At 72.1% G+C, this 23,584-nt stretch carries 25 protein-coding genes; 19 read left to right on the top strand and 6 right to left on the bottom strand.

Going from position 1 to position 23,584, the window contains the following annotated elements; genetic code table 11:
- Nucleotides 1–226 precede the first annotated feature (226 nt).
- Nucleotides 227–1,903, top strand: a complete 1,677-nt coding sequence (locus ACWC9T_RS11545) for an RICIN domain-containing protein (protein WP_449820840.1) — start codon at nucleotides 227–229, stop codon at nucleotides 1,901–1,903.
- A gap of 15 nt (nucleotides 1,904–1,918) precedes the next feature.
- Here ACWC9T_RS11545 and ACWC9T_RS11540 read toward each other — a convergent pair whose 3' ends face one another.
- Nucleotides 1,919–2,506, bottom strand: a complete 588-nt coding sequence (locus tag ACWC9T_RS11540; RefSeq protein WP_449820839.1) for a DUF4291 domain-containing protein — start codon at nucleotides 2,504–2,506, stop codon at nucleotides 1,919–1,921.
- 155 nt (nucleotides 2,507–2,661) lie between these two features.
- On the opposite strand from ACWC9T_RS11540, the gene ACWC9T_RS11535 reads away from it, so the two are divergent.
- From ACWC9T_RS11535 to ACWC9T_RS11490, 10 genes are all read left to right on the top strand, one after another.
- Nucleotides 2,662–3,942, top strand: a complete 1,281-nt coding sequence (locus tag ACWC9T_RS11535) for a glycosyltransferase family 39 protein (protein ID WP_449820838.1) — start codon at nucleotides 2,662–2,664, stop codon at nucleotides 3,940–3,942.
- Between the two features lie 63 nt (nucleotides 3,943–4,005).
- Nucleotides 4,006–4,497 carry a MarR family winged helix-turn-helix transcriptional regulator gene (locus tag ACWC9T_RS11530; RefSeq protein WP_449820837.1) on the top strand — a complete coding sequence of 164 codons (492 nt, stop codon included), beginning with the start codon at nucleotides 4,006–4,008 and terminating at the stop codon, nucleotides 4,495–4,497.
- 93 nt (nucleotides 4,498–4,590) lie between these two features.
- On the top strand, nucleotides 4,591–6,033 hold the full coding sequence (locus ACWC9T_RS11525) for an MFS transporter (protein ID WP_449820836.1): 1,443 nt from the start codon (nucleotides 4,591–4,593) through the stop codon (nucleotides 6,031–6,033).
- 63 nt (nucleotides 6,034–6,096) lie between these two features.
- Nucleotides 6,097–6,258 (top strand): hypothetical protein, encoded by a 162-nt coding sequence (locus ACWC9T_RS11520; RefSeq protein ID WP_449820835.1) that lies wholly within the window; start codon nucleotides 6,097–6,099, stop codon nucleotides 6,256–6,258.
- A 14-nt stretch (nucleotides 6,259–6,272) separates the two neighbouring features.
- Nucleotides 6,273–6,935 (top strand): response regulator, encoded by a 663-nt coding sequence (locus tag ACWC9T_RS11515; RefSeq protein ID WP_449820912.1) that lies wholly within the window; start codon nucleotides 6,273–6,275, stop codon nucleotides 6,933–6,935.
- A 45-nt stretch (nucleotides 6,936–6,980) separates the two neighbouring features.
- Nucleotides 6,981–7,409: a hypothetical protein gene (locus ACWC9T_RS11510; protein ID WP_449820834.1), complete on the top strand. Its 429-nt coding sequence runs from the start codon at nucleotides 6,981–6,983 to the stop codon at nucleotides 7,407–7,409.
- 10 nt (nucleotides 7,410–7,419) lie between these two features.
- Nucleotides 7,420–8,631, top strand: coding sequence for a sensor histidine kinase (locus ACWC9T_RS11505; RefSeq protein WP_449820833.1), 1,212 nt, complete (start codon nucleotides 7,420–7,422; stop codon nucleotides 8,629–8,631).
- Nucleotides 8,632–8,718: 87 nt separating this feature from the next.
- Nucleotides 8,719–9,132: a hypothetical protein gene (locus ACWC9T_RS11500; protein ID WP_449820832.1), complete on the top strand. Its 414-nt coding sequence runs from the start codon at nucleotides 8,719–8,721 to the stop codon at nucleotides 9,130–9,132.
- Between the two features lie 32 nt (nucleotides 9,133–9,164).
- Nucleotides 9,165–10,067 carry an ABC transporter ATP-binding protein gene (locus ACWC9T_RS11495; protein WP_449820831.1) on the top strand — a complete coding sequence of 301 codons (903 nt, stop codon included), beginning with the start codon at nucleotides 9,165–9,167 and terminating at the stop codon, nucleotides 10,065–10,067.
- Nucleotides 10,064–11,686, top strand: a complete 1,623-nt coding sequence (locus ACWC9T_RS11490; RefSeq protein ID WP_449820911.1) for a hypothetical protein — start codon at nucleotides 10,064–10,066, stop codon at nucleotides 11,684–11,686. The genes ACWC9T_RS11495 and ACWC9T_RS11490 overlap by 4 nt, the downstream gene beginning before the upstream one ends.
- Before the next feature lie 208 nt (nucleotides 11,687–11,894).
- Here the strand turns inward: ACWC9T_RS11490 and ACWC9T_RS11485 are convergent, their stop codons facing one another.
- A complete protein-coding gene (locus ACWC9T_RS11485; protein WP_350507657.1) occupies nucleotides 11,895–12,377 on the bottom strand; it encodes a hypothetical protein in 483 nt (160 codons plus the stop codon).
- 484 nt (nucleotides 12,378–12,861) lie between these two features.
- Here ACWC9T_RS11485 and hemL point away from each other — a divergent pair, with 484 nt between their 5' ends.
- From hemL to ACWC9T_RS11450, 7 genes are all read left to right on the top strand, one after another.
- Entirely contained in the window at nucleotides 12,862–14,190 is a 1,329-nt protein-coding gene (hemL, locus tag ACWC9T_RS11480; protein WP_449820830.1) for a glutamate-1-semialdehyde 2,1-aminomutase, read from the top strand.
- Between the two features lie 64 nt (nucleotides 14,191–14,254).
- Nucleotides 14,255–14,902, top strand: a complete 648-nt coding sequence (locus tag ACWC9T_RS11475) for a histidine phosphatase family protein (RefSeq protein WP_449820910.1) — start codon at nucleotides 14,255–14,257, stop codon at nucleotides 14,900–14,902.
- Nucleotides 14,903–15,105: 203 nt separating this feature from the next.
- Entirely contained in the window at nucleotides 15,106–15,720 is a 615-nt protein-coding gene (locus tag ACWC9T_RS11470; RefSeq protein ID WP_449820829.1) for a TlpA family protein disulfide reductase, read from the top strand.
- Entirely contained in the window at nucleotides 15,717–16,490 is a 774-nt protein-coding gene (locus ACWC9T_RS11465; protein WP_449820828.1) for a cytochrome c biogenesis CcdA family protein, read from the top strand. Before ACWC9T_RS11470 ends, ACWC9T_RS11465 begins: the two co-directional genes overlap by 4 nt.
- Before the next feature lie 2 nt (nucleotides 16,491–16,492).
- Nucleotides 16,493–18,274, top strand: a complete 1,782-nt coding sequence (gene resB, locus ACWC9T_RS11460; RefSeq protein ID WP_449820827.1) for a cytochrome c biogenesis protein ResB — start codon at nucleotides 16,493–16,495, stop codon at nucleotides 18,272–18,274.
- Nucleotides 18,275–18,277: 3 nt separating this feature from the next.
- Nucleotides 18,278–19,408: a c-type cytochrome biogenesis protein CcsB gene (gene ccsB, locus ACWC9T_RS11455; protein ID WP_449820826.1), complete on the top strand. Its 1,131-nt coding sequence runs from the start codon at nucleotides 18,278–18,280 to the stop codon at nucleotides 19,406–19,408.
- 121 nt (nucleotides 19,409–19,529) lie between these two features.
- Nucleotides 19,530–19,937: a hypothetical protein gene (locus tag ACWC9T_RS11450; protein WP_380608396.1), complete on the top strand. Its 408-nt coding sequence runs from the start codon at nucleotides 19,530–19,532 to the stop codon at nucleotides 19,935–19,937.
- 64 nt (nucleotides 19,938–20,001) lie between these two features.
- Here ACWC9T_RS11450 and ACWC9T_RS11445 read toward each other — a convergent pair whose 3' ends face one another.
- Entirely contained in the window at nucleotides 20,002–21,078 is a 1,077-nt protein-coding gene (locus ACWC9T_RS11445; RefSeq protein ID WP_449820825.1) for a ScbA/BarX family gamma-butyrolactone biosynthesis protein, read from the bottom strand.
- Between the two features lie 352 nt (nucleotides 21,079–21,430).
- Here ACWC9T_RS11445 and ACWC9T_RS11440 point away from each other — a divergent pair, with 352 nt between their 5' ends.
- A complete protein-coding gene (locus ACWC9T_RS11440) occupies nucleotides 21,431–22,063 on the top strand; it encodes a ScbR family autoregulator-binding transcription factor (protein ID WP_449820824.1) in 633 nt (210 codons plus the stop codon).
- Nucleotides 22,064–22,081: 18 nt separating this feature from the next.
- Here ACWC9T_RS11440 and ACWC9T_RS11435 read toward each other — a convergent pair whose 3' ends face one another.
- The 3 genes from ACWC9T_RS11435 to ACWC9T_RS11425 all read right to left on the bottom strand — a co-directional run.
- The gene (locus ACWC9T_RS11435) at nucleotides 22,082–22,699 is read right to left on the bottom strand and encodes a ScbR family autoregulator-binding transcription factor (protein WP_449820823.1); all 618 of its coding nucleotides are present in this window, start codon (nucleotides 22,697–22,699) and stop codon (nucleotides 22,082–22,084) included.
- Between the two features lie 209 nt (nucleotides 22,700–22,908).
- Nucleotides 22,909–23,118: an acyl-CoA carboxylase subunit epsilon gene (locus tag ACWC9T_RS11430; RefSeq protein WP_449820822.1), complete on the bottom strand. Its 210-nt coding sequence runs from the start codon at nucleotides 23,116–23,118 to the stop codon at nucleotides 22,909–22,911.
- A 94-nt stretch (nucleotides 23,119–23,212) separates the two neighbouring features.
- On the bottom strand, nucleotides 23,213–23,584 hold a 372-nt coding region (locus tag ACWC9T_RS11425; RefSeq protein WP_449820821.1), incomplete at its 5' end, for a carboxyl transferase domain-containing protein.

Raw genomic sequence — 23,584 nt, 5'->3', positions numbered from 1 at the left:
TGGGGCGCGGAACGGCGGCTCTTCTCCTGTCCATGCGACTGTCGCGGACGTCGCCACTGTCGTCGCCGTCGCCGCGTCAATTCGCGGTGGTGTCACGAGTCTTGTTGCACTACTTGCCAGTACCTAGAATGTGAGACCTGCTCACCTTTCTTGCTCCTCCCTTGCTCCGCGCCGCTCGGCGCCCCCGGCCGGGCGGTTCCCCACCCCCCCCCGCAAGGAGTCGCGTGTGATCAGGTTCCGCATCCCAGCGGCGCGGCGGACGCGAACGGGCGCCTCCCGGTCCGCGGCGCTGCTCGCCACCGGCGTCCTCGTCGCCGCCCTCGGCCTGGCCGGCGCCCCCGCCGCCCTCGCCGACACCACCCCGGCCCCGACACCCGACGCCGTCCGCCCGGCCGCCGTCGTCGCCCTCGGCGACAGCGCCATTTCCGGGGAGGGCGCCGGCACCGACACCAACGACGGCTACTTCCCGGAGACCGACAGCCCCACCAACTACTGCCACCGGCACCCCAAATCGGAGATCTTCGTCACCGACATCCCCGGGGTGACCCCGATCGACCTCGCCTGCTCCGGCGCCCAGACCGGCGACCTGGTGAGCGACCCCGAGCTGGCCAAGATCACCGGATCCGGCAGCGGCGACTTCGGCGAGCCCAAGCAGGACGTCAAACTCGCCGACGTGGCGGGCAAGTACGACGTCAAGCTGGTCGTGGTCACGATCGGCGCCAATGACGACTTCGACTTCAGCGGCATCATGATGCACTGCCTCGCGCAGTACTTCCCGATCCCCAAGGACCAGGGCTGCCGGGACACCATCGGCAGCGACGAGATCCGCCAGCGGGCCAAGCGGGTCCAGCCCAAGGTCGTGGCCGCGCTGCAGAACATCCGGCAGACCATGCGCAAGGCCGGCTACGCCGACTCCTCGTACCAACTGGTGTACCAGTCGTACTTCAACCCGATCACCCCGGACATCCGGCGCAACGACTACCTCGGCAAGATCGCCGACGGCTGCCCGGCCTTCCCGGAGGACCTCGCCTGGGGCCACAACTGGGTGGTGCCGACGTTCAGCGACGCGCTCCGCGGCGCGGCCGAACAGGTGCCCGGCGTGCGGTACCTGGACCAGCGGCGGGTGGCCTTCGGCCACGAGGTGTGCGCGGAGTGGACCAGCTCCCCGTACGAGTACAGCAACGGGGACGTCATCAACCTCTCCGAGTGGGCGCGCAACGGCTGCGACTCGCAGATCGGCATCCCCGGGCTGTGCATGAACATGGTCCGCCAGTCGTACCACCTGCGGGTGGCCGGCTACCGCGGTGAGGGCGTCTGCCTCGGCCAGTTCTTCGCCAAGCCCGACCAGCAGGAGGCGTACTGCACGCTCAACCAGCAGAACACCACGTCCATCCAGCCGCTCACCCCCGGCAAGCCCTTCGGCGACGTCCCCGAGGACGGCTCCTGGTACCAGCTCACCAACGCGGCCACCGGCAACGCCCTCGACCTCTCCGGCGGCGGCACGTACGGGGACTCCACCGACGGCCGGGCCGCCATCAGCTACCCCGCCGGTGGCGGGCTGAACCAGTCCTTCGTCCTGGAGGCTAAGGCCGGCGGCAGCTACGAGCTGGACTTCAGCGGCAACCGCGACATGTGCCTGGACGCCAACGCCGCGTCCACCGCCGTCGGCACCCGCATCCAGCAGTGGGGCTGCAACGGCGGCGCCAACCAGCGCTGGGTCTTCAAGCCGGCCGGCAACGGCAACTACGAGATCGCCGACTCGGCCGACCCCACCAAGGTCCTCGCCGCCGGCGCCAGCCTCGACGCCAAGGGCAACCCCTACGTCGAACTCGCCCAGGACACCGGCGCCCCGGCCCAGCTCTGGCAACTCACCAAGCTCGGCATCGTCTACGTGCACAGCTGACGAAGCGCTACGAGCTCAGGCCGTCGCCGCCCCCAGCCGGGCGGCGACGGCCGCGCTCACCGGGTACGGCGTCTCGACCGGCAGCAGCGCCGGATCGCGCTCCCGCCGCATCCGGTCGGCCAGCGCGGTGACGTCTGTGATCCGCCGGATCCAGTCGTCCGCGTAGCGCCGCACCGCCTCGCCGCGCAGCCCGACCTGGATCGCGCGCCACTCCAGCGCCCCCAGGTTCGGCCCGCGCTCCGGGTCCCACTGCACCCGCACCGGGCTCTGCCGCAGCTCCCGCTTCCACTCCGCCTGGGAGGCGTGCACCCGCCCGGTGTAGGCGCTCAGCACCGCCCGCTCCAGCGCCCAGTCGAAGCCATCACGGCCGATCTCCAGGGCCAACACCCGCTCCTGGCCCGGGCTCCGCCCCCAGTCACTGCGGTACATCATCCAGAGGAACGAGGGCTTGATCCAGGTCATCCGGTCCCGCTTGAACGCCTCCGGGAACCGCCCCTCGGCCGCCGCCGGCTCGGCGATCCGCGGCGGGAAGGCCTGGTAGACGGTGATCGTGTCGACGGTGTGGAGGGCCCGGACCTGGTGCTTCGGCGGCGGGAACGGCATGGGCGGAATCGTCGCGGGCGCCACGTTCCGGGCGCCAGGGGTTTTCCGGCGGGCGGGGGAGGGCGGCGCGGGTGGGGGCGTGCCGTAGGCTCACGGGAAAATCGTTGCGCCGGAGCCGCGCGCACATTGAGCGGGGCGGGGAGTACCCAAAGCAGATGAGCACGGCATCGAGCACTGAGTCGTCCAGCGCCGAGCCCGGGGCGCTGGTGGCGCCGGCCGCGGAGCGGTCCGAGGAGCGGGCGGGACGGGCGCCCGGGCGGATCGGGGCGCTGGTGGACCGCTTCGCGCCAGCGCTGGGCGCGTATGCGGTGGTCAAGGCGATCGGCCTGACCGTCTTCCTGATGCTGCTGGAGCACACCGGGGACTACCTGAAGAAGCAGGTCGGCCGCGGCGGCGGCACCCACGCGTGGGACGTGCTGGGCACCTGGGACGGCGTCTGGTACCAGCGGATCGCCGAGAACGGTTACGACCCGCAGCTGATCCCGCTGCACGGCTTCCCGCTGGCCACCTACTACGAGAACTCCGCCGCCTTCTTCCCGCTCTACCCCTGGCTGATGCGGCTGGTCGGCGCGGTCACCGGGCTCGGCCCGTACGGCTCCGGGATCGTGGTCTCGGTGCTCGCCTCGCTGGTCGCCGCGGCCGGGATCTTCGCCATCGCCGAGCGGCTCGGCGGGTTCCGGGCGGGTGTGATCGCAGCCGTGATCTGGGGCCTGTTCCCGGGTTCGGGCGTGGAGTGGGCGGTCTACTCGGACTCGCTGTTCGTCGCGCTGTCGGCCTGGGCCTGCTACTGCGTGATGACCCGCCGCTGGCTGGCCGCCGGCCTGCTCGCCCTGGTGGCGGGCCTGAACCGGCCGACCGCCGCCGCACTGATCGCCGCCGTCTCGATCGCCGCGCTGGTCGCGCTGATCCGCCGCACCGACGGGGTGGGCCGCCCGCTGACCGCGATGCTGATCACCCCGTGGGGCCTGATCGGCTACGTCGCCTGGGTCGGCTGGCGGATGGGCGACTGGGGCGGCTACTTCAAGCTCCAGCGCGGCGCCTGGAACCGCTACTTCGACTTCGGTGCCTCCACCGTCCGCACGATCATGGACGTGATCACCGGCCACTGGGACTTCTGGCAGTCCAACCCCGTCCCGGACCTGATCGCCATCGCCCTGCTGATCGCCCTGCCGGGTCTGCTGGTGCTGCTCCGGCGGGTCCGCCCGCCGCTGGTCTTGTGGGTCTACACCGCGCTGACCCTCTTCACCGCGCTGAGCAGCAACCAGATCTTCGGCAACATCTCCCGCTACCTGCTGCCGGCCTTCCCGCTGTTCATCGGGCTGGCGGTGGCGCTGCGCCGGGTGCGGACCTCCTCGCTGGTCGGACTGTTCGCGATGCCGGTGGTCGCGGCGGGCTGGTACGCGGGGTATGCGCTGTTCGAGTTGGGCATTCCGTAGCCCCGGCGTTGGTTGGCAACGGGATCATCCGGCAGCAGACGGGCCGTTGCTAATCTCGGACGTATGACGACGACCCCGCCCGTGCGCCAGATTCGCGACATTTCCGGCCTGCTGGACCACGCGAGCCACGTGCTGGCGACCCGGATGGCGGCCGCCTTCACCGAGCTCGGGATCACCCCCCGCGCGTACTGCGTGCTGTTCCACGCGCAGGAGGCCGAGCGCACCCAGATCCAGCTGGCCGAGCTGGCGGACCTGGACAAGACCACCATGGTGGTCACCGTCGACGAGCTGGAGAAGGCGGGCCTGGCCGAGCGTCGCCCGTCCGCGACCGACCGCCGGGCCCGGATCATCTCGGTCACCGAGGACGGCGCCCGCGCCGTGGTGAAGGGCACCGCGATCGCCGACCGGGTGCACCGCGAACTCCTGGAGTCGCTGCCGCAGCCCGAGCAGGACATGTTCGTCTCCGCCCTCACCCGCCTGGTGGACGGACACCTGGCCGAGCCGGTGGAGAGTGGCCGCACCGTCCGCCGTGCCCGCCGCCCCCGAGGCCAGTGATCCATGGTGTGGATATGCTCCCGAGATAGATAGTCCCGAACAAAACAATCTGATAGCGTCCTTCCCGGTACTCGATGAACCGGGAGACCCGCCATGACCACGAATGCCCTGGCCGCGCCTTGCACGGTGACCGCGACCCCCGCCCGCTCCCGCGCACTGGCCCTGGCGGTGCTCTGCGCGGGGATGTTGATGATCATCCTGGACGGCTCGATCGTCACCGTGGCGCTGCCCGCCATCAAGAACGACCTGCACTTCTCGCCCGCCGACCTCACCTGGACGGTCAACGCCTACCTGATCGCCTTCGGCGGGCTGCTGCTGCTGGCCGGCCGGCTCGGCGACCTGATCGGCCGCAAGCGGGTCTTCGTCGCCGGACTCGCCGTCTTCACCGCAGCCTCGCTGCTCTGCGCCCTCGCCACCGGGCAGGGCATGCTGATCGCCGCCCGCTTCCTGCAGGGCGTCGGCGGCGCGATGGCCTCCTCGGTCAGCCTCGGCATGATCGTCACGCTCTACCCCGAGCCGGGCGAACGCGGCCGCGCGATCGGCGCGTTCAGCTTCGTCGGCGCGGCCGGCGCCTCGATCGGCCAGGTCCTCGGCGGGGTGCTCACCCAGGCCCTCAACTGGCACTGGATCTTCCTGATCAACCTGCCGCTCGGCCTCACCGCCGCGCTGCTCGCCGCCCGGGTGCTGGAGGACGAGCGCGGCCCGGGCCTGCGGGCCGGCGCCGACGCGCTGGGCGCCGCGCTGATCACCGCCGCCCTGATGCTCGGCATCTACACCATCGTCGGCACCGGCGCGCACGGCTGGGCCTCCGCCCGCACCCTCGGCCTCGGCGCGCTCTCGCTCGCCCTGCTGGCCGCCTTCCTGCTCCGCCAGGCCCGGGCCGCCCACCCCCTGCTCCCGCTGCGGATGTTCCGCTCCCGCAACGTCTCCGGCGCCAACGCCGTGCAGATCCTGACCATCTCCGGGATGTTCGCCTTCCAGATCCTGGTCGCCCTCTACATGCAGCAGGTCCTCGGCTACGGTGCCGCCGCCACCGGCCTGGCGATGCTGCCCGCCGCGGTCGCCATCGGCGCGGTGTCGCTGCTGCTGTCCGCCCGGCTGAGCGCCCGGTTCGGCGAGCGCGTGGTGCTGCTGGCTGGCCTGGCCATGCTGGTGGTCGCGCTCGGCCTGCTGGTCCGGCTGCCGTCCGACGCCGACTACACCGCCCACCTGCTGCCCACCATGGTGCTGATCGGCGGCGGCGGGCTGGTGCTCTCCGCGCTCGCCGTGCTCGGCATGTCGGGCGCCGGCCCGGAGGACGCGGGCACCGCTTCCGGCCTGTTCAACACCACCCAGCAGGTCGGCGGCGCGCTCGGCGTCGCGGTGCTCACCACCCTCGCCGACGGCCGTACCGGCGCCCTGCTCGCCGCCGGGCACTCCGCGCCGGACGCGCTCACCAGCGGCTTCCGGCTCGCCTTCGCGGTGGCCGCGGGCCTGCTCGCGGTGGCGTTGGTGCTCGCGGCCGCGGTCCTGCGGTCGACCGCGCGGCAGGACTGAGGTCCGCTCCCGGCACGCGGCCCCGGTCGAGGTTCATCGGCCGGGGCCGCGGGGGATCGGCCAGTGCGCGGCCTTGAGCGGGAGGGCGGGGCCGACCGCTGGATCGCTCGCGGCCGGCGGCTGCCGGTGGTGGCGGTCGGGCTGGTGCCGGCCCCGCTGCTCCAGCTGCTGCTGGCGCTGCCGATGGTCCCGGAGAACCGGATCATCCGGTCAGCCGGGGTATGACAGAATTCCCGGCTGTGACCATTCGATTACTGCTTGCGGACGACCAGGAGATGGTCCGCCGCGGCATGCGGCGAATCCTGGAGAACCAGCCGGACATGGAGGTGGTCGGCGAAGCCGAGGACGGTGTCGTCGCCGTGCAAGCGGCGCGCCAACTCCGGCCTGACGTGGCGCTGGTGGACATTCGGATGCCGCGCATGGACGGTCTGGAGGTCGTCCGCCTGCTCGCCGGCCCCTCGGCGGCGCCGCCGATCAAGGTCGTCGTCGTCACCACCTTCGATCTCGACGAATACGTGTACCCGGCGCTGCGCCACGGCGCCTCCGGATTCCTGCTCAAGCGCTCGGGCCCGACGCTGCTGGTCGAGGCGGTCCGGGCCGCGATGGCGGGCGACAGCCTGATCAGTCCGTCCGTCACGGTCCGGCTGCTCAAACACGTCACCGGCGGCAGGCCGGGCGGCCCGGCCATGGTCGAGTCGCTCACCGATCGGGAGGTGGAGATCGCCGGGAAGGTGGCCGAGGGGAAGACCAACTCCGACATCGCCGGCGAACTGTTCATCTCGGCGGGCACGGTGAAGACCCATGTGGCCAGCATTCAGCGGAAGCTGGGCGTCAGGAACCGGGTCGGAATCGCCGTGCGCGCTTTCGAGATGGGATATGCGACCGGTCGATTGGCAGAGTGAGGAATTCCTCCGGCCGACGGGTGCCGAAGAACTCACGGATCAGGGGTGGCCGGTCGGCGCACCGCGCTGAACCACCGCATCGTCGTCCGCCTCGGCGAACTCTCCTTCGCCTTCTACCTGTTGCACAACCTGGTGCTCAAGCACGGTCGCCTGGCCATGGGCGGCGTGGAGAAGGACGGTGACCTGGTCGGTCCCAACTACGGCATGTCGGCCGGCCTCGCACTCATCGTCGCCGCCTTCCTGCTGTCGCTGCTGCTGGCCTGGGTGCTGAACGTCCTGGTGGAGCGGCCGGCCATGCGCCGCTGGTCCGGGCCCCGGCCCGCCCCGGGTCCGGCGCCGACCCCGGTGGGCGGGCGGTGTGACCGCCCGTCCGGCCAATGTGCCGTCCGCGCACGTCCGAAAGATCTGTCGAACGGCAGATGTCTGATCGTCGGTCATCTGCGCGGGACCGCACCGGTCCTGCGCCGTGCGTAGGCTCGGCCCCGTGCAGACCGAACTGATGCCTGCCTCGCATCGCCGCCGCACGGTGTGCGCGACGGTGACGTTCCTGGTCGCGGCTCCGGCGGTGATCGCCCCACCGAGTGCGTGGATCGTGGCCCTCGTCGCCGTCCTGGCGATGGCGGTCGCGATCCTGCGCCGACCGCTGGGCCCGGTCTCCCCGGTCCTGGCGGCCGGCCTGGTCGCGGTGCTGTCGGTCGCGGCCGACATCGGCTACCCCGGCCGGCAGGGGCTCGTACTGCCGTGGCTCCCGTTCGAGTTCGCGTCCATGCTGGTGCTGGTGGGGCGGGTGATCCGGCGGGCGGACGTCCGCCGCGCGGCGCTGGTCGGCTCGGCGCTGACCCTGGGGCTGATGGCGCTCCCACTGCGCTTCACCCTCCGGCTGCCACAGGCGGTGCTCGCGCCTTCCGTGGTCGCCGTCTCGATGGCGGTGTTCCCGGCGGCCTGCGCCGTGGGCGTCGGGCTCTACCTGCGGGCGAACGACGACCGCCGGGCCCGGGCGGTCCAGCGGGCCCGCCGGGAGCAGCGGCTCGAAGTGGCGAGGGACCTCCACGACTTCGTCGCCCACGAGGTGACCGGCATCCTGCTGGAGGTGCAGGCGGCCCAGGTCGGCGCGTACGACGAGGAGCAGGTCAAGGAACTGCTGGGTCGGCTGGAGGCGGCCGGCCTGCGAGCGCTGGACTCGATGGACCACACCCTGCAGACCCTGCGCGACCCGGAGACGCCGGCCGCCGCCGAACCGCCGCCGACCAGGGTCCACGGCCTCGCCGACCTGCCCGAGCTGGTCGACCGCTTCCTGGCCTCCGGCCCGGTCGGCGGCGCCCTCGACCTGGAGCCGGGCCTGGCCGGGACGGCGCCGCGGGAGATCGAGGACGCCGCCTATCGGATCGTCCTGGAGGCGCTGACGAACATCCGCCGGCACGCCCCGAGCGCCGGCCGGCTGGACGTGGAGGTGGTCCGCACCCACGGGCCAGCCCTGCGGGTCACCGTGACCGACAGCGGACGGCAGCGCGGCTCCGGCGGCCTGACGGCCCGCCGTCCCGGTGGCGGCGGCACCGGCCTGGCCGCCCTGACCGAGCGGATCACCACCCTCGGCGGTGACCTGGCCGCCGGCCCGCACGCCGGGGGCTGGCGCGTCCGCGGCGTGCTGCCGCTGCGCCCCGACCCGACCGGGCCTGACCGACCCGGCCGGGCCTGACCGGTCGGCCCAGCCGGGTCGGCGACAGCGGCAATATCTGCCGAACGGCAGATGGCAGCGGGCCGTGGATCGGCGAGGCTCCCAACCGTGCCCAATCCCAGCTTCCCGGAGGAACCGGTGGTCTCGCACAAGAAAGCCGCACCCGCCCTGCTCGTCCTCGCCGTCGCCGCCCTCGTTCCGCTGACCGGCTGCGCCAGGGCCCGGGACGCCACGCCCGAGGACAAGACCTTCGAGTTCAGCGGCAAGTCCCTGAACGTCAAGTCGCACGGCGTCCCCACCGACCTCGTCCCGGCCGACCGCAGGGACGTCAAGGTCACCCGCTGGTTCGACAAGGGCTCCAAGGTGGGTGACACCAAGGAGACCTGGCAGTTGGAGAACGGGACGCTCGAACTCCAGGCGCAGTGCACCGGCCTGGCCAACTGTGATGCCAAGTTCCGGGTGGAGGTCCCGCGTGGCGTCGCCGTGACGCGCGACGGCAAGCAGACGGATCTGAAGGGCTGAGACCGACCGGTCCGACGGGGAAGAAGGCGACAATGCTCGAACTGATCGACATCACCAAGGTGTACAAGGGCGGCAAGCGCGCCGTCGACGGCATGACGATGCACCTGAACCCGGGCATGCTGGGCCTGCTGGGGCCCAACGGCGCCGGCAAGTCCTCGCTGATGCGGATCGTGTCCACGGTCACCAAGCCCACCAGCGGCCAGGTCCGCTACGAGGGGACCGACGTGGCCGCCAACCCGGACCGGATGCGTCGCGAACTCGGCTACCTGCCACAGGACTTCGGGGTCTACCCGAACCTGACCTCGCGGGAGTTCCTGTCCTACCTGGCGGCTGCCAAGGGCCTCTCCGCGCGCTCCGCCCGGGCCCGGATCGACGAGCTGATCCAGCTGGTGAACCTCACCGAGGCGGTCAAGCGCCCGCTCGGCAAGTACTCCGGCGGCATGCTCCGCCGGGTCGGCATCGCCCAGGCCCTGCTGGCCGACCCCAAGGTGATCGTGGTCGACGAGCCGACGGCCGGCCTCGACCCGGAGGAGCGGGTGCGCTTCCGCAACCTGCTCAGCGACCTCGCGGCCGACCGGGTGGTGATGCTCTCCACCCACATCGTCTCCGACGTCGAGTCGGTCGCCTCCGACATCGCCGTGGTCGCCCAGGGCCGCCTGCTGCGCCGTGGCGCCCCCGACGAGCTGCTCCGGGAGATCGACGGGCAGGTCTGGGAGGTCATGGTCGCCCCCGCCGAGGTACCGGCCGTGCAGGCCCGGCACGTGGTCAGCCGCATGGTGCGGACCGCGAACGGGGTGCGGCTGCGGCTGCTCGCCCCCGCCCCGCCGACCCGGGACGCGGTCCGGGTCTCGCCCGACCTCGAAGACGCCTACCTGGGCATCATCCGCCGGCCCGCCGAGCGGACCCCGGCCGAGCAGCAGGCGGTGCGGTGGTGAACGTGCGCGTGCTCGCCGGGCTGACGGTCGGCGACTTCCGCGACCGGGTGCGTCGACCGGCGTACGCGGTGACCCTGCTGGCCGCGATTGGGCTCGGCTACCTGGCCGTCCCGAACGTGAACAGCACCTGGGCGATCATGGACGTCGGCGGTAACCGGGGCATCTACAACAGCGCCTACGTCGGCGCGGTCACCGCCCTCGCCGGGGCGCTCTGGCTCACCTTCGGCGGCTTCTACGTGGTGCGCAGCGGTCTCGCGCGGGACGAGACCAGCCGGGTCGGCCAGATCCTCGCCGCCACCCCGCTGCGGCCGTCGAGCTACCTGTTCGCCAAGTTCCTGAGCAACCTGCTGGTGCTCGCCTCGATGACCGGCGTGCAGGCGGGCACCGCGCTGGTGATGCAGCTGGCCCGCGGCGAGAACCGCTCGGTCGACCCGGTCGCCCTGGTCGAGCCGTTCGTGCTGCTCTCGCTGCCGCTGATGGCGCTGACCGCCGCGGCCGCGATCCTGTTCGAGACGGTGCCGCTGCTGCGGGCCGGCTTCGGGAACGTGGTCTGGTTCGTGCTGGCCCTGGTGATCTCGATCGGCGGCCAGTCCGGCTCCGCGCCGTTCGGCGGCCTCGGTGTGCACCGGGTCGCGCAGTCGATGAACGCGGCGATGGGGAACCAGCACCTGCAGTCCGGCGAGGGCGGGTTCAGCCTCGGTCTGACCAAGGTGAGCAAGCCGTTGGGCACCTTCCTCTGGGACGGCTTCGACCCGTCCGGCGGCTTCGTCCTCGGCCGGGTGGTGCTGGTCCTGCTGGCCTGCGCCGTCGCCCTGCTGCCGACGCTCTGGTTCGGCCGGTTCGACCCGGCCCGCGTGGCCGGCTCGCTGGTCCCGACCAAGGCGGCGGCGGACGGGGAGTCCGCTCCCTCGGCGGCCGATCCCTTCGGCACCGCCGGGCCGGAGCCGGCCCCGGCCGCCACCTGGTCCACTGCCCCGGGTGAGCTCCCGCAGACCGAGCCGACCCGGGCCGGAGCCTTCGGGCGCCTGCTGATCGGCGAGGTCCGGATCCTGCTGCGGGGCGTCTCGCCCTGGTGGTGGGCGGTGGCCGGCGCGCTCACCGTGGCCGGCTTCGCGCTGCCGATGGACGCCGTGACCGGCATGCTGCTGCCCGGTGTCTGGCTGTGGCCGGTGCTGATCTGGTCGAGGCTGGGCAGCCAGCAGGTCGAGAACGGCCTGGAGGTGCTGCTGGGCGCCTACCCGGCGGCCCGGCGCAGGCTGCTGGCCGAGTGGGCGTCCGGGCTGGTGCTCACCGCGGTGATGGGCGCCGCCCCGCTGGTGCGGATGCTGGTGGCGGGTGACGGCCCGGGCGTGGCCTGCTGGTTCGGGGGCGTGCTGTTCATCCCCTCGCTCGCCATGTCGTTGGGCGTGCTGAGCCGTACCCACCGGGTCTTCCAGGCGACCTATCTGCCGATCTGGTACATCCTCGTCAACAACGTGGCGGCGCTGGACTTCATGGGCGCGGTCCGGGTGAACGGCAGGCCGGCCGGTCCCGGCCCGCTGCTGATCGTGGCACTGTCCGCGGTGATGCTCGCGGTGGTTTTCCTGGTGGGGTCGGCCCGGCGGAACGTCAAGGGATAGCCGGGTAGTCGATGTCCGGGCCGGAGGAGGACGGCATGTGCGAGGCCCGTGCCCGACACATCGCTCGGCTGGAGTCCGAGGTCGAGGAACTCCGCTCGGCCAACGACGTGCTGACACGGGTCGCCGAGTTCCTCGCCCCCGGCCGTACCGCTCCGGACGGCCTCCCACCGGAAGCTGATGGAGGGCCAGGAGCGGTTCGGTGCCGCCGTTACGGCCAGACCAGGCAGTACAGCTGGTGCCCGGCGTCGTGCAGCCGGTTGGCGAAGTCCTGCCACTCGTGCAGCATGCTGTAGATCACGAAGGCATCGCGCGGCCCGCGCCGGTCCGGGACGGTGGACCAGATGAAGGCGGCCGCGCCGAGCTCGGTCTCGTCGGCCTTGCGGAGCGGTTCGACCACGTTGTGCGGGAGCTGGACGACGGCGTAGTCGGGGTGCAGCACGACGAGTTCCAGCGGCGGGACCTGGTGCAGCGGGACGCCCTGGATGCCGGTGAGGACCATGGCGCTCATGGTCTCCGGCTTGATTTTGGTGGAGAGGTGGCCGGTGGGGGAGCCGCTGGTCTCCATCAGGTCGCCGAGCCGCCCCAGCGCGCCGAGTTCGCCGGCGTCCAGGCCGAGACCGCCTGGGCCGAGCGCGGTGGGGACTCTGGCGGCGGTGGCGCGGTCCGGTGCGCCGAAGTACTTGTACGTCACCCCCACGCGTCCCTCACCCCGCCTCTCGCCGCCGCGACGACCACGACCCGTACCCGCTCCCGTACCCCCGCGTGCGGCCTCGGCGGGCCTGCGGGAGCCCCCCGCGGCCTCGTCGTAGCCGTCCTGCGCCTCGGACACTCGGACCATCCTCACCGGAATTCGCCGGAATCGACAGACCCCCGCACGCCCGGCGTCCCTCCGGACGTGCTCCTTACCCGTCATGCGCCGCCGTACCCACTCGCGGGCCGTACCCACTCGCGGCACACAGCAGTCCTCTCCACACCCCTGCACACAACCGGAGCGCTCGCGCACTCTGTGTACACAGTCTGACTGGTCCGTGCTCCGGGGCAGCCAGCGGCCCCGTCCGTACGGACAACCCGTCACGGACAAACCGTCACGGACAACCGTACAGACAACGGTGCCCGGATCATCGTTCCAGATGATCGGGCCGGACATGCAGAGCTCAAGGACACGATTTGAGACCATGTCTCCCGTGAGCTACCCCTACGAAGCCCCCCAGTCCCAGTCGCTGTTCGCTCGCGCCTCCGTGGTCACGCCCGGCGGCGTCAACTCCCCGGTGCGCGCCTTCCGCGCGGTCGGCGGCACGCCGCGCTTCATGGTGTCCGGCACCGGCCCCTACCTCACCGACGCCGACGGCCGTGAGTACGTCGACCTGGTGTGCTCGTGGGGTCCGATGATCCTCGGCCACGCGCACCCCGCCGTGATCGACGCCGTCCAGCAGGCGGTCGCCCACGGCACCTCCTTCGGCACGCCCGGCCAGGGCGAGGTCGAGCTGGCCGAGGAGATCGTCTCCCGGATCGCCCCGGTCGAGCAGGTCCGCCTGGTCTCCTCCGGCACCGAGGCCACCATGTCCGCGATCCGGCTCGCCCGCGGCTTCACCGGCCGGGCGAAGGTGGTCAAGTTCGCCGGTTGCTACCACGGTCACGTGGACGCGCTGCTGGCCGCCGCCGGTTCCGGTGTGGCCACCTTCGGTCTGCCGGACACCCCGGGCGTCACCGGCGCCCAGGCCGGCGACACCATCGTGCTGCCGTACAACGACCTGGCCGCCGTCGAGCAGGCCTTCGCCGCCCACCCGGGCGAGATCGCCTGCGTGATCACCGAGGCCTCGCCCGGCAACATGGGCGTCGTCCCGCCGCTGCCCGGCTTCAACGCGGGCCTGGCCCGGCTCTGCCGGGACAACGGCGCGCTGTTCGTCTCCGACGAGGTGATGACCGGCTTCCGCGTCTCCAAGGCCGGCTGGTACGGCCTGGAGGCGGCGAACGAGGGCTGGGCGCCGGACCTGCTGACCTTCGGCAAGGTGATGGGCGGCGGCTTCCCGGCCGCGGCCTTCGGCGGCCGCGCCGACGTGATGGCGCACCTGGCCCCGGCCGGCCCGGTCTACCAGGCGGGCACCCTGTCCGGGAACCCGGTCGCCACCGCGGCGGGCCTGGCCCAGCTGCGCGGCTGCACCGACGAGGTGTACGCGACGGTGGACGAGGTCGCCGTCGAGGTCTCCGGCCTGGTGTCCGAGGCGCTCACCAAGGAGGGCGTGGCGCACCGGCTGCAGACCGCCGGGAACATGTTCTCGGTGTTCTTCACCGAGGCTCCGGTCACCAACTACGACGAGGCCCGGACCCAGGAGGCGTACCGTTTCACCGCCTTCTTCCACGCGATGCTGGCCGAGGGCGTCTACCTCCCGCCGTCCGCCTTCGAGTCCTGGTTCGTCTCGGCGGCCCACGACGCGCGGGCGATCGAGCGGATCGCCGCCGCCCTGCCGGCCGCCGCGCGCGCCGCTGCCGCCGCCACGGCCTGAGTCCACCCCGAGCCCCAGGAGCAGTTGAGAAGTGAGCGCCAAAGAGATCACCGTCGTCCACCTGATGCGCCACGGCGAGGTGCACAACCCGGAGGGCATCCTCTACGGGCGGCTGCCCGACTACCACCTGTCCGAGCTGGGCCGGGAGATGGCCGACCGGGTCGCCGAGGACCTGGCCGGCCGGGACATCACCCACGTGGTGGCCTCCCCGCTGGAACGCGCCCAGGAGACCGCCGCGCCGATCGCCAAGGCGCACGACCTGGACCTCGCGGTGGACGGGCGGCTGATCGAGGCGGAGAACGTCTTCGAGGGCAAGACCTTCGGCGTCGGCGACGGCTCGCTGCGCAACCCCGGCTACTGGAAGTACCTCACCAATCCGTTCAAGCCCTCCTGGGGCGAGCCGTACCTCGACCAGGTGGTGCGGATGATGGGCGCGCTCGGCGCCGCCCGGGACGCCGCCCGCGGGCACGAGGCGGTCTGCGTCAGCCACCAGCTGCCGATCTGGATCGTCCGCTCCTTCGTGGAGCGCCGCCGGCTCTGGCACGACCCGCGCCGCCGGCAGTGCTCGCTGGCCTCGCTGACCAGCTTCACCTTCGAGGGCGACCGGATCGTCTCGGTCGGCTACCGCGAGCCGGCCCGCGACCTGCTGCCGGCGCACCTGGTCGGCAAGGGCGGCAAGGGCAAGCCGGTGGGCAAGAGCTTCGGAGCCTGAGCTTCGGGGCCTGAGCTTCGGGGCCTGAGCCCGCGCGACCGCGCGTACGGTCCTGCGCCACCGCGCGTAAGCCCTGGGTAAGTATGACTTCGGGCCACCCGGCGACCGCCGGGTGGCCCGCTTCCGTCGCAGGTCAGAGGGGGTGCGACGCGCAAGGCAGGACCCCGGCGAACCGGCCCGGAACTCCATGCGAAACTTTTCACATGTCTGCCATGACGCGCCCCCGTCCCCGTGTCGCCGCAGCCGCTGCCACCGTCGCCGCTGCTGCGCTCGTCCTCACCGGCTGTTCCTCCTCGGGCTCGTCGAGCAGCGGTGAAGGCCAGGTGGGCTTCGTCACCGTCAAGGGGACCAACCTGTCGAAGGCGGACGCCGGCAAGCGCGGGGACGCGCCGGACATCACCGGGGAGACCCTGGAGGGCAACCAGGTCAAGCTCTCCGACTACCGCGGCAAGGTCGTGGTGCTGAACGTCTGGGGCTCCTGGTGCGGGCCGTGCCGGGCCGAGGCGAAGAGCCTGCAGACCGTCGCGGAGAAGTACAAGGACCAGGGCGTCCAGTTCCTCGGCATCAACACCCGGGACACCGACAAGACCAACGCCGTCCGCTTCGAGCAGGAGCAGGGCGTCACCTTCCCGAGCATCTTCGACCCGGCCGGGACCCAGCTGCTCAAGTTCCCCAAGGGCAGCCTCAACCCGCAGTCCATCCCGACCACCCTGATCGTCGACCGCGACGGCAAGCTGGCCGCCCGCGCCGTCGGCGGCACGACCGAGGAGGCGCTGGAGTCGATCGTCCAGCCGGTGGTCGCGGAGCAGAAGCAGTGAGTGGCGCACTGCAGCTCGCCGACACCACCACGACCGTGCAGAGCGGGGCGCTGCTGGTCGCGGCCCCGGTCGCGCTCGCGGCCGGGCTGGTGTCGTTCTTCTCGCCGTGCGTGCTGCCGCTGGTGCCGGGCTACCTGTCGTACGTGACCGGCTTCTCCGCCGCCGACCTCGCGGACGCCCGCGGCTCGAAGCGCGGCCGGATGCTGCTCGGCGTGGTGCTGTTCATCCTCGGCTTCACCGCCGTCTTCGTCTCCACCGGCGCCCTGTTCGGCTTCTTCGGCCAGGAGCTGCAGGACTACAAGCGGCCGATCAGCATCGTGCTGGGCTCGCTCACCGTCGTGATGGGCCTGGCCTTCATGGGCCTGATCCCCGGCCTGAACATGCTGGAGGTGCGCTCGCACCGCCGTCCGGCCGTCGGCCTGCTGGGCGCCCCGATGCTGGGCGTGGTCTTCGGCGTCGGCTGGACCCCGTGCATGGGTCCGACCCTGACCGCCGTGCAGAACCTGGCCCTCAACCAGGCCGACGCCCAGCGTGGCGCGCTGCTGACCACCTTCTACTGCCTGGGCCTCGGCGTACCGTTCATCCTGGCCGCCGTCGCCTTCCGCCGGGCGCTGGGTGCCTTCGGGTGGGTCAAGCGGCACTACCCGCTCGTCATGCGGATCGGCGGCGGCATGCTCGTCGCGGTCGGTCTGCTGCTCGTCACCGGGATCTGGGACTCGATGATGAGCGAACTGCAGTCCTGGACCGCCGACTTCCGGATCGGAATCTGACCGTGAGCAAGACCACGACCGAGACCGAGCTGCCCCCGGCGCCGGACGACACCGCCGCCGAGCGGCTCAGCACCGCGCCGGTCGAGTCCGAGGGCCCGACCGGCATGGGGCCGTTCGGCTGGGCGCGCTGGATGTGGCGCCAGCTGACCTCGATGCGGGTCGCCCTGATCCTGCTGTTCCTGCTGTCGCTGGCCGCCATCCCGGGCTCGCTGATCCCGCAGAACGGCCAGAACCAGTTCAAGGTGCAGACCTGGAAGGCGCAGCACACCACGGTCGCGCCGATCTACGAGAAGCTCCAGCTGTTCGACGTCTACAGTTCGGTCTGGTTCTCCGCGATCTACATCCTGCTGTTCGTCTCGCTGGCCGGCTGCATCATCCCGCGCACCTGGCAGTTCGTCGGCGTGCTGCGGGCCCAGCCGCCGGCCGCGCCGCGCAACCTCACCCGGATGCCGGTGCACGCGGCCTGGCGCACCGAGGCGGACCCCGAGAAGGTCAACGCCGCCGCCCACCGGCTGCTGCGCAAGCGCGGCTTCCGCGCCAACCTGTCCGGGGGCGCGGTGGCCGCCGAGAAGGGCTACCTGCGCGAGGTCGGCAACCTGCTGTTCCACCTGTCGCTGTTCGCGCTGCTCGGCGGCTTCGCCTGGGCCAGCCTGGCCTCCGGCACCGGCGGCAAGCTGATGGTCGAGGGCCAGGGCTACGCCAACACCATCACCCAGTTCGACGACTTCACCGGCACCCGGTTCTACGGCAGCCAGGACCTCGACCCGTTCTACCTGAAGCTCGACAACTTCACCTCGAAGTTCCAGACCAAGGGCGACCAGATCGGCGCCGCGCGGGAGTTCACCGCGAACGTCGAGTACTACGAGGGCAACGACGAGTCGAAGCTCAAGAAGGGCACGATCGAGGTCAACCACCCGCTGGAGATCGGCGGCAGCAAGGTCTTCCTGATCGGCCACGGCTACGCCCCGGTCGTCACCGTCCGGAACGGCAAGGGCGACGTCGTCTACCACGACGTGGTGCCGTTCCTGCCGCAGGACGCCAACCTGACCTCGACCGGTGTCGTGAAGGTCTCCGACTACGGCACGGGCCCGGACGGCAACAAGACCCAGCTGGGCTTCTCCGGCTTCTTCCTGCCGACCGCTCCGCTGAGCTTCGAGGGCACCGGCCCGGTCTCACTGTTCCCCGGCGACGCCGCCCCCGAGCTGGTGCTCAACGCCTTCTCCGGCGACCTGGGCACCGACTCCGGCCTGCCGCAGAACATCTACCAGCTGAACACCCGCAACCTCACCCAGATGAAGGTGGACGACCAGCCGGCCAAGGCCCGGCTCAAGCCCGGCCAGGGCTGGACCCTGCCGAACGGCTACGGCAGCGTCACCTTCGAGGGCTACAAGCAGTGGGCGAGCTTCAACGTCTCGCACCGCCCCGGCAACGAGATCGCGCTGACCGGCGCCGTGATGGCGATCCTCGGCCTGATCGGCTCGCTGTTCATCCAGCGCCGCCGGATCTGGGTGCGGGCGGTGGCCCTGCCGGGCGGCGGCACCCAGGTGGAGCTGGCCGGTCTGGCCCGCAGCGAGTCGGCGAAGATCGCCGAGGAGCTGGCCGAACTCGCGGTGGACCTCCAGGACGACGCCCCGGCCTCCGAGGAATCCGAGGCCGAGGAAGCCTCCGAGGGATCCGAGGCCGGGGAAGCAGACAAGGCCGCCCAGGCCGACGCAGTACCCCACGACCCCGAGGCCGAGGCCTCAGACCCCGCAGTCCCTGCCGACCAGAACTCCAAGGAGTAGACGGTGCAACTCGCCTCGGCGGTCGACCCACAGCTGGCCGACCTCTCCAACAAGCTGATCTATTCGGCGATGGTGGTCTACACGCTCGCCATGTTCGCCCACATGATCGAGTGGACCTTCGGCAGCAAGGGTGCCGTCGCCGTCCGCTCGACGGAACAGGCGGGCAGTCTGGCGGAGACCGTCGCCGCGGCCGGGAAGAAGGCTGCGAAGAAGGTCACCGTCACCGTGGCGGGGGCCGGCGGCGGCACCACCACGCTCACCCGCACCGCCGTGGCGGGCGAGGGCGCGACGGTGGTCACCAGCGGGCGCGGCGCGGACGAGGAGGACGGCCCGGGCGCGGCCGGCACCAACGAGCGGGCCGACCTGGCCGGCCGGATCGCCGTCTCGCTCACCGTCCTGGGGCTGCTGCTGCACGGTGGCGGCATCGTCGCCCGCGGCCTGTCGGTGTCCCGCTGGCCGTGGGGCAACATGTACGAGTTCTCCTGCGCCTTCGCCTTCGCGATGACCGCCGCCTACCTGGTGCTGCTGGCCGCGAAGAAGAAGGTCCGCTGGCTGGGCCTGCCGGTGGTGCTCGCAGGGCTGCTGACCCTCGGCATCGCCACCACGGTGCTGTACACCGACTCCGAGCAGCTCGTCCCGGCGCTGCACTCGCCGTGGCTGGCGATCCACGTGTCCACCGCGATCTTCTGCGGCGGCGCCTTCTACGCGGCGTTCATCGCCACGCTGCTGTACCTCGGCAAGGACTCCTTCGACAAGCGCACGGCGGCTGGCCTGACCACCGGTCCGCTGGGCACCTCGGCGTCGATCTGGCGCCGGCTGCCCGCTGCCTCCACCTTCGACAAGCTGTCCTACCGGATCAACGCCCTGGTCTTCCCGCTCTGGACGTTCACCATCATCGCGGGCGCGATCTGGGCCGAGGCGGCCTGGGGCAAGTACTGGGAGTGGGACCCGAAGGAGACCTGGTCGTTCGTCACCTGGGTCGCCTACGCCTGCTACCTGCACGCCCGCGCTACGGCCGGCTGGAAGGGCCGCAAGGCCGCGTACCTGGCGCTGGCGGCGTTCGCCTGCTGGCTCTTCAACTACTACGGCGTGAACATCTTCGTCACCGGCAAGCACTCGTACGCGGGGATCTGACCGGGGGCACCCACCCACCGGCCCGGCTTTCCGCAGGAGGTAGCCGGGCCGAGGTGCAACAGGGGTAGTTCGTGCCGGCCGTCCGTGCCGGTACGGGGAGGAACGAGGAGGAAATCGCGCAATGGAGTGCGACGAGGTCATGCTGACCGTCCGAATCACCGCCGCCGAGCAACTGCTGCTCCGCCGGCTCGCCCAGGGACACCGGAGCGACGTGTCCGAAGTGGTGGCCGACGCTCTGCTGGACATCATCCCCACGCTCAGCGCGCCGGGGGACGCCTACCGGCTGCTGAGCGCCCTCGCCACGCCCGCGCCGTGCGCCCTGACGGTCTGGCTGCCGACCGCGCTGGCCGACCTGCTGGTGCCCGGTGCGGCCCGGATCGCCCAGATCACCGACGTCCGGATCGAGTCGGCCAGCGCGGCACTGGGCGCGGCGCTGCGGCTCTGGCTGGCCCAGGACCCGGTCAGGCTGGCGGCCAACCTCAGCGTGATGCACGCCGGGCGGCGGCCGGCCGCGCTGGTGGCGGCGTAGGGCCCGGCTCTCGGATCCTGTCGGATCAGAGCAAGGATCCAGGGGGCAGGTCCTGGGGGAGGGCTCAACTCGCCAGCGGCAGCCGGGTGCTGCCGAGGACCGGGGCGGCGGGGCGGCCGTCGAAGGCGTCCCGCCGGACCGGCACCTGCGGGCCGTCGACCGGTTCGGTGAGCAGCCGGCACTCGGCCGCCGTCCGTCCGTCCTGGACCAACCGGACCAGGACGGGCGTGCGCCGGCCGTCCGGCGACTGCTCGCGCACCGCCCGGACGAAGCAGGGCCGGTCCAGCTCGATGTAGTGGTCGAAGGAGGTCACCAGCTCGACCGGCACCACCGGCTCGGGGTGGTGCAGCCGCTGGGCGGCCTGCCGGGCGGCCTCCAGCACCAGCATCCCGGGCACGTGGTCCAGCGCGTGGTCGAACAGCACTGGGTGCCCGGCGTCGGCCCGTAGCAGCCAGGTGTCCGGCCGCAGGGTCGGGCTGAGCACCACGTCCGCGGGCTCCGCCCGGCCGACGAGTTCGGGCGCGGCGGGTGCCAGCGGCCGCGGCGGGGTGGGGCCGGGCCGCCCGGGGCCGCGCAGCCGTTCGTACGAGGCGGGGGTGAGCACCCGCAGCTGGCCGGAGCCGTGGCCGATCCGCAGGCCGTCCCGGGTGATCTCGGCGTGGACCCGCAGCGAGGCCAGCCGACCGTGCCGCATCCGGACGTCCTCGCAGCCGACGGTCAGCATCAGCGAGGCGGGCCCGGCGGTGACGGCGAGGCCGGGCAGGCCCGGCTCGCCGAGCGCGTAGCCGAGGTCCTCCATGACGAAGTGGTGGTCGCGCGGCACCCCGAAGCCGGCGTGGCCGATCAGCAGTCCGGCCTGCCGGACGGTTTCCGCCATCAGCACCGGGTCGTGGTAGCGGTCCCCGGGCAGTCGGTAGAAGCCGTGCAGCCGGGGCCACTGGGCACCGAGCAGGAAGTCGTACGGGCCGGTGGCCTGCCAGCCGGTGAGGAAGACCTCGGACACCGAGGCGCGGTGTACCAGGTGCCGGGAGACGGTCCGGTCGTGGAAGTCGTAGCCGGAGTCGACGCCGTGGTCGAGGTGAGTGCCGGGGCCGGGGTGGGCGTACGGGCCGTCGGCGTCCGGCTCTACGATCAATGGCATGACTGGCCCCCGCTCCAGGGTGTCGGTCGAGCGGCCGCTACGGACGCCCCACAGCAAAACATACATACCACCCGGTTTGTGTTCTGAGGCCGGGGCACCCCCTGCCGCATCGCCCGGCCCGACCACGCTACCTGGCCTCTGGACTGCGGGAATGCCCGAAACGACGGAGGGCAGACCTTGGACGGGGGGCCGTCCCCGCTGGACGGCGGGGTCGACACAGGCGCTAGATTAGATACCAACTATGCGGTTTTGGCCGATGCCGTCCGCATGCGAGGCACCGCCCCCACCGAGGGCGAGCCGACAGCAGCCGGACGGGGCGGGGGAGCGCGTCCGGCGGAGTCCGGAGGGGTCAGTGGTCAAGCAGGAACGCGCGGGGCGGACCAGGCAGGCCGTGTTGCTCGCCGCGGCGGACACCTTCGCCCAGGTCGGCTTCGAGGCCGCCAGCCTGGTCGACATCAGCCGCCGGGCCGGGGTGAGCAAGGGCGCACTCTACTTCCACTTCGTCTCCAAGCAGGCCCTGGCCGACGGTGTCCGGGCCGCCGCCGGGCGGGAGGTCGGCTCGGCCGCGCTGCGCGCCCTGCGCGCGGAGGGCCCGGCCGTCCAGGGGCTGATCGACTTCTCGCACGAGCTGGCCCGGCTGCTGCGCGAGGACGTGGTGGTGCGGGCGGGCGTCCGGATCGGCCGCCCGGGGCCGCGCCCGGCCGGCGCCCCGGAAACCGCCGCCGCCCCGCCCGGCGACGCCACCTGGCGCAGCCTCACCGCCGTCGTCCACCGGCTGCTGGACCGTGCCGCGGAGGCCGGCGAGCTGCGCCCCGGGGTGGACCGGCAGGCCTGTGCGGAACTGCTCAGCTCGGTGGCGGCGGGCCAGGTGCTGCTGGCCGCCGAGGAGGTCGGCCGGCCCGCACCGGAGGACGTCCGTCGGCTCTGGACGGCGGCGCTGCCGATCCTGGTGGCGGCGGAGCGCTGCCCGGGCTACCGGACCTGAGGTGTCGGGAGGAGGTCTTCAGGAGACGGCGCGCTCGGCCACGCGCAGCCGGGCGAGCGCGTGCGGCTGCACCAGCCCCGGCAGCAGCAGCGTCCACAGGTCGGACATCCGCTGGATCAGGTCCCGCCGGTCGGCCAGCACCTGGGAGCTCAGCTGGATCCCGGTGACCGCCCCGGTGATCACCCCGGAGGCCGCCACCAGGTCGATCCCCGGGTGGAGCTCCCCGGCGTCCCGGGCGCGCTCCAGCAGCTCGCGGACCAGGTCCATCCAGCCCTGGTAGGCGGCGATCTGCGGCTGGGTGAAGCTGCCGTGCTCGATCGTCAGCCGGATGCTGCCGCGCACCAGCGGGTCCTCCCGGAGCGCGTGCGCGAAGGCGTAACCGAGGTCGATCAGGGTCTGCACCGGGCTGTCCGAGGAGGGCTCCCAGGAGGCGAGCCAGGCACCCTGGCCCTCGATCACGGCGAGCGCCAGCTCCTCCTTGGAGTGGAAGTGGAAGTACAGCGCGCCCTTGGTGACACCAGCCCGGTCCAGGATCTCGGACATCGTGGCGGCGGCGTAGCCCCGTTCGTCGAACATCTCGGCCGCTGCGAGGAGTACCGCCTGGCGGGTCGCCAGCGCGCGGGCCTGCCTGGCCATCGCAGCCTCCCTGGAAAGTTCTCTACCTCGGCAGCGGCTGATCCTATGGGGGCCGACGGGGCGACGGGCGCGTACCGTCCAGTAGGTATTCTACCGAGCCGCTTCGCACCCGACCGGGCGGGCGTACGCGGCGTGCACACGCCAGTGCGGACGCCCCGACGGCCGGCCACCCGGGTGGGGTGACCGGCCGCCGGAAGGGCTCCGGACCGTCAGGCGGCCTGCTGCCAGCTGACCGGCGAGTAGTAGGCCGGGCGGCGCTCCAGGCGCTGCCAGTTGGCGATCGGCTCGACCGGCGCGATGGCGGCGGCCTGCTGGGCCGCGGCCGCGCGGGTCAGCAGAACGGCGGTGAGGGCGGCGAGTTCCTCGTCGGAGAGGCTGCCGCGGACGATGCGGACGAGGGGTTCGGCGGAAGCGGTCATGTTCTGGTTTCTCCCCCGGTGAAAAGTGGTGTGTGGTGGCGCTCGGTACGGCCTGCTGCTTGCTGCGTCGTGCGGGTGCTACGTCGTGCAGGTGCTACATCGGCGGGTTGCCGTGCTTGCGGCTGGGCAGGTCGGCGTGCTTGGTGCGGAGCATCGCCAGGGCGGCGGCGATCACCTGGCGGGTCTCGGCCGGGTCGATGACGTCGTCCACGAGGCCGCGCTCGGCCGCGTAGTACGGGTGCATCAGCTCGTTCTTGTATTCCTTGATCTTCTGGGCGCGCATGGCGTCCGGGTCCTCGGCGCCGTTGATCTCGCGGCGGAAGATGACGTTGGCGGCACCCTCGGCGCCCATCACCGCGATCTCGTTGGTCGGCCAGGCGTAGGACAGGTCCGCACCGATGGAGCGGGAGTCCATGACGATGTAGGCGCCGCCGTAGGCCTTGCGCAGGATCAGCGAGATGCGCGG

The organism is Kitasatospora sp. NPDC001159, from assembly GCF_053598235.1.
The sequence above is the reverse complement of the archived record's forward strand: the minus strand, read 5'-3'. Positions and strand labels throughout refer to the sequence as shown.

What these genes read in the sequence shown, in the direction of transcription:
- ACWC9T_RS11540 (WP_449820839.1), bottom strand. Translation starts at nt 2,506, where the DNA reads ATGCCGTTCCCGCCGCCGAAGCACCAGGTCCGGGCCCTCCACACCGTC.
- ACWC9T_RS11535 (WP_449820838.1), top strand. Translation starts at nt 2,662, where the DNA reads ATGAGCACGGCATCGAGCACTGAGTCGTCCAGCGCCGAGCCCGGGGCG.
- ACWC9T_RS11530 (WP_449820837.1), top strand. Translation starts at nt 4,006, where the DNA reads ATGACGACGACCCCGCCCGTGCGCCAGATTCGCGACATTTCCGGCCTG.
- ACWC9T_RS11525 (WP_449820836.1), top strand. Translation starts at nt 4,591, where the DNA reads ATGACCACGAATGCCCTGGCCGCGCCTTGCACGGTGACCGCGACCCCC.
- ACWC9T_RS11495 (WP_449820831.1), top strand. Translation starts at nt 9,165, where the DNA reads ATGCTCGAACTGATCGACATCACCAAGGTGTACAAGGGCGGCAAGCGC.
- hemL (WP_449820830.1), top strand. Translation starts at nt 12,862, where the DNA reads ATGTCTCCCGTGAGCTACCCCTACGAAGCCCCCCAGTCCCAGTCGCTG.
- ACWC9T_RS11475 (WP_449820910.1), top strand. Translation starts at nt 14,255, where the DNA reads ATGCGCCACGGCGAGGTGCACAACCCGGAGGGCATCCTCTACGGGCGG.
- ACWC9T_RS11470 (WP_449820829.1), top strand. Translation starts at nt 15,106, where the DNA reads ATGTCTGCCATGACGCGCCCCCGTCCCCGTGTCGCCGCAGCCGCTGCC.
- ACWC9T_RS11450 (WP_380608396.1), top strand. Translation starts at nt 19,530, where the DNA reads ATGGAGTGCGACGAGGTCATGCTGACCGTCCGAATCACCGCCGCCGAG.
- ACWC9T_RS11445 (WP_449820825.1), bottom strand. Translation starts at nt 21,078, where the DNA reads ATGCCATTGATCGTAGAGCCGGACGCCGACGGCCCGTACGCCCACCCC.
- ACWC9T_RS11435 (WP_449820823.1), bottom strand. Translation starts at nt 22,699, where the DNA reads ATGGCCAGGCAGGCCCGCGCGCTGGCGACCCGCCAGGCGGTACTCCTC.
- ACWC9T_RS11430 (WP_449820822.1), bottom strand. Translation starts at nt 23,118, where the DNA reads ATGACCGCTTCCGCCGAACCCCTCGTCCGCATCGTCCGCGGCAGCCTC.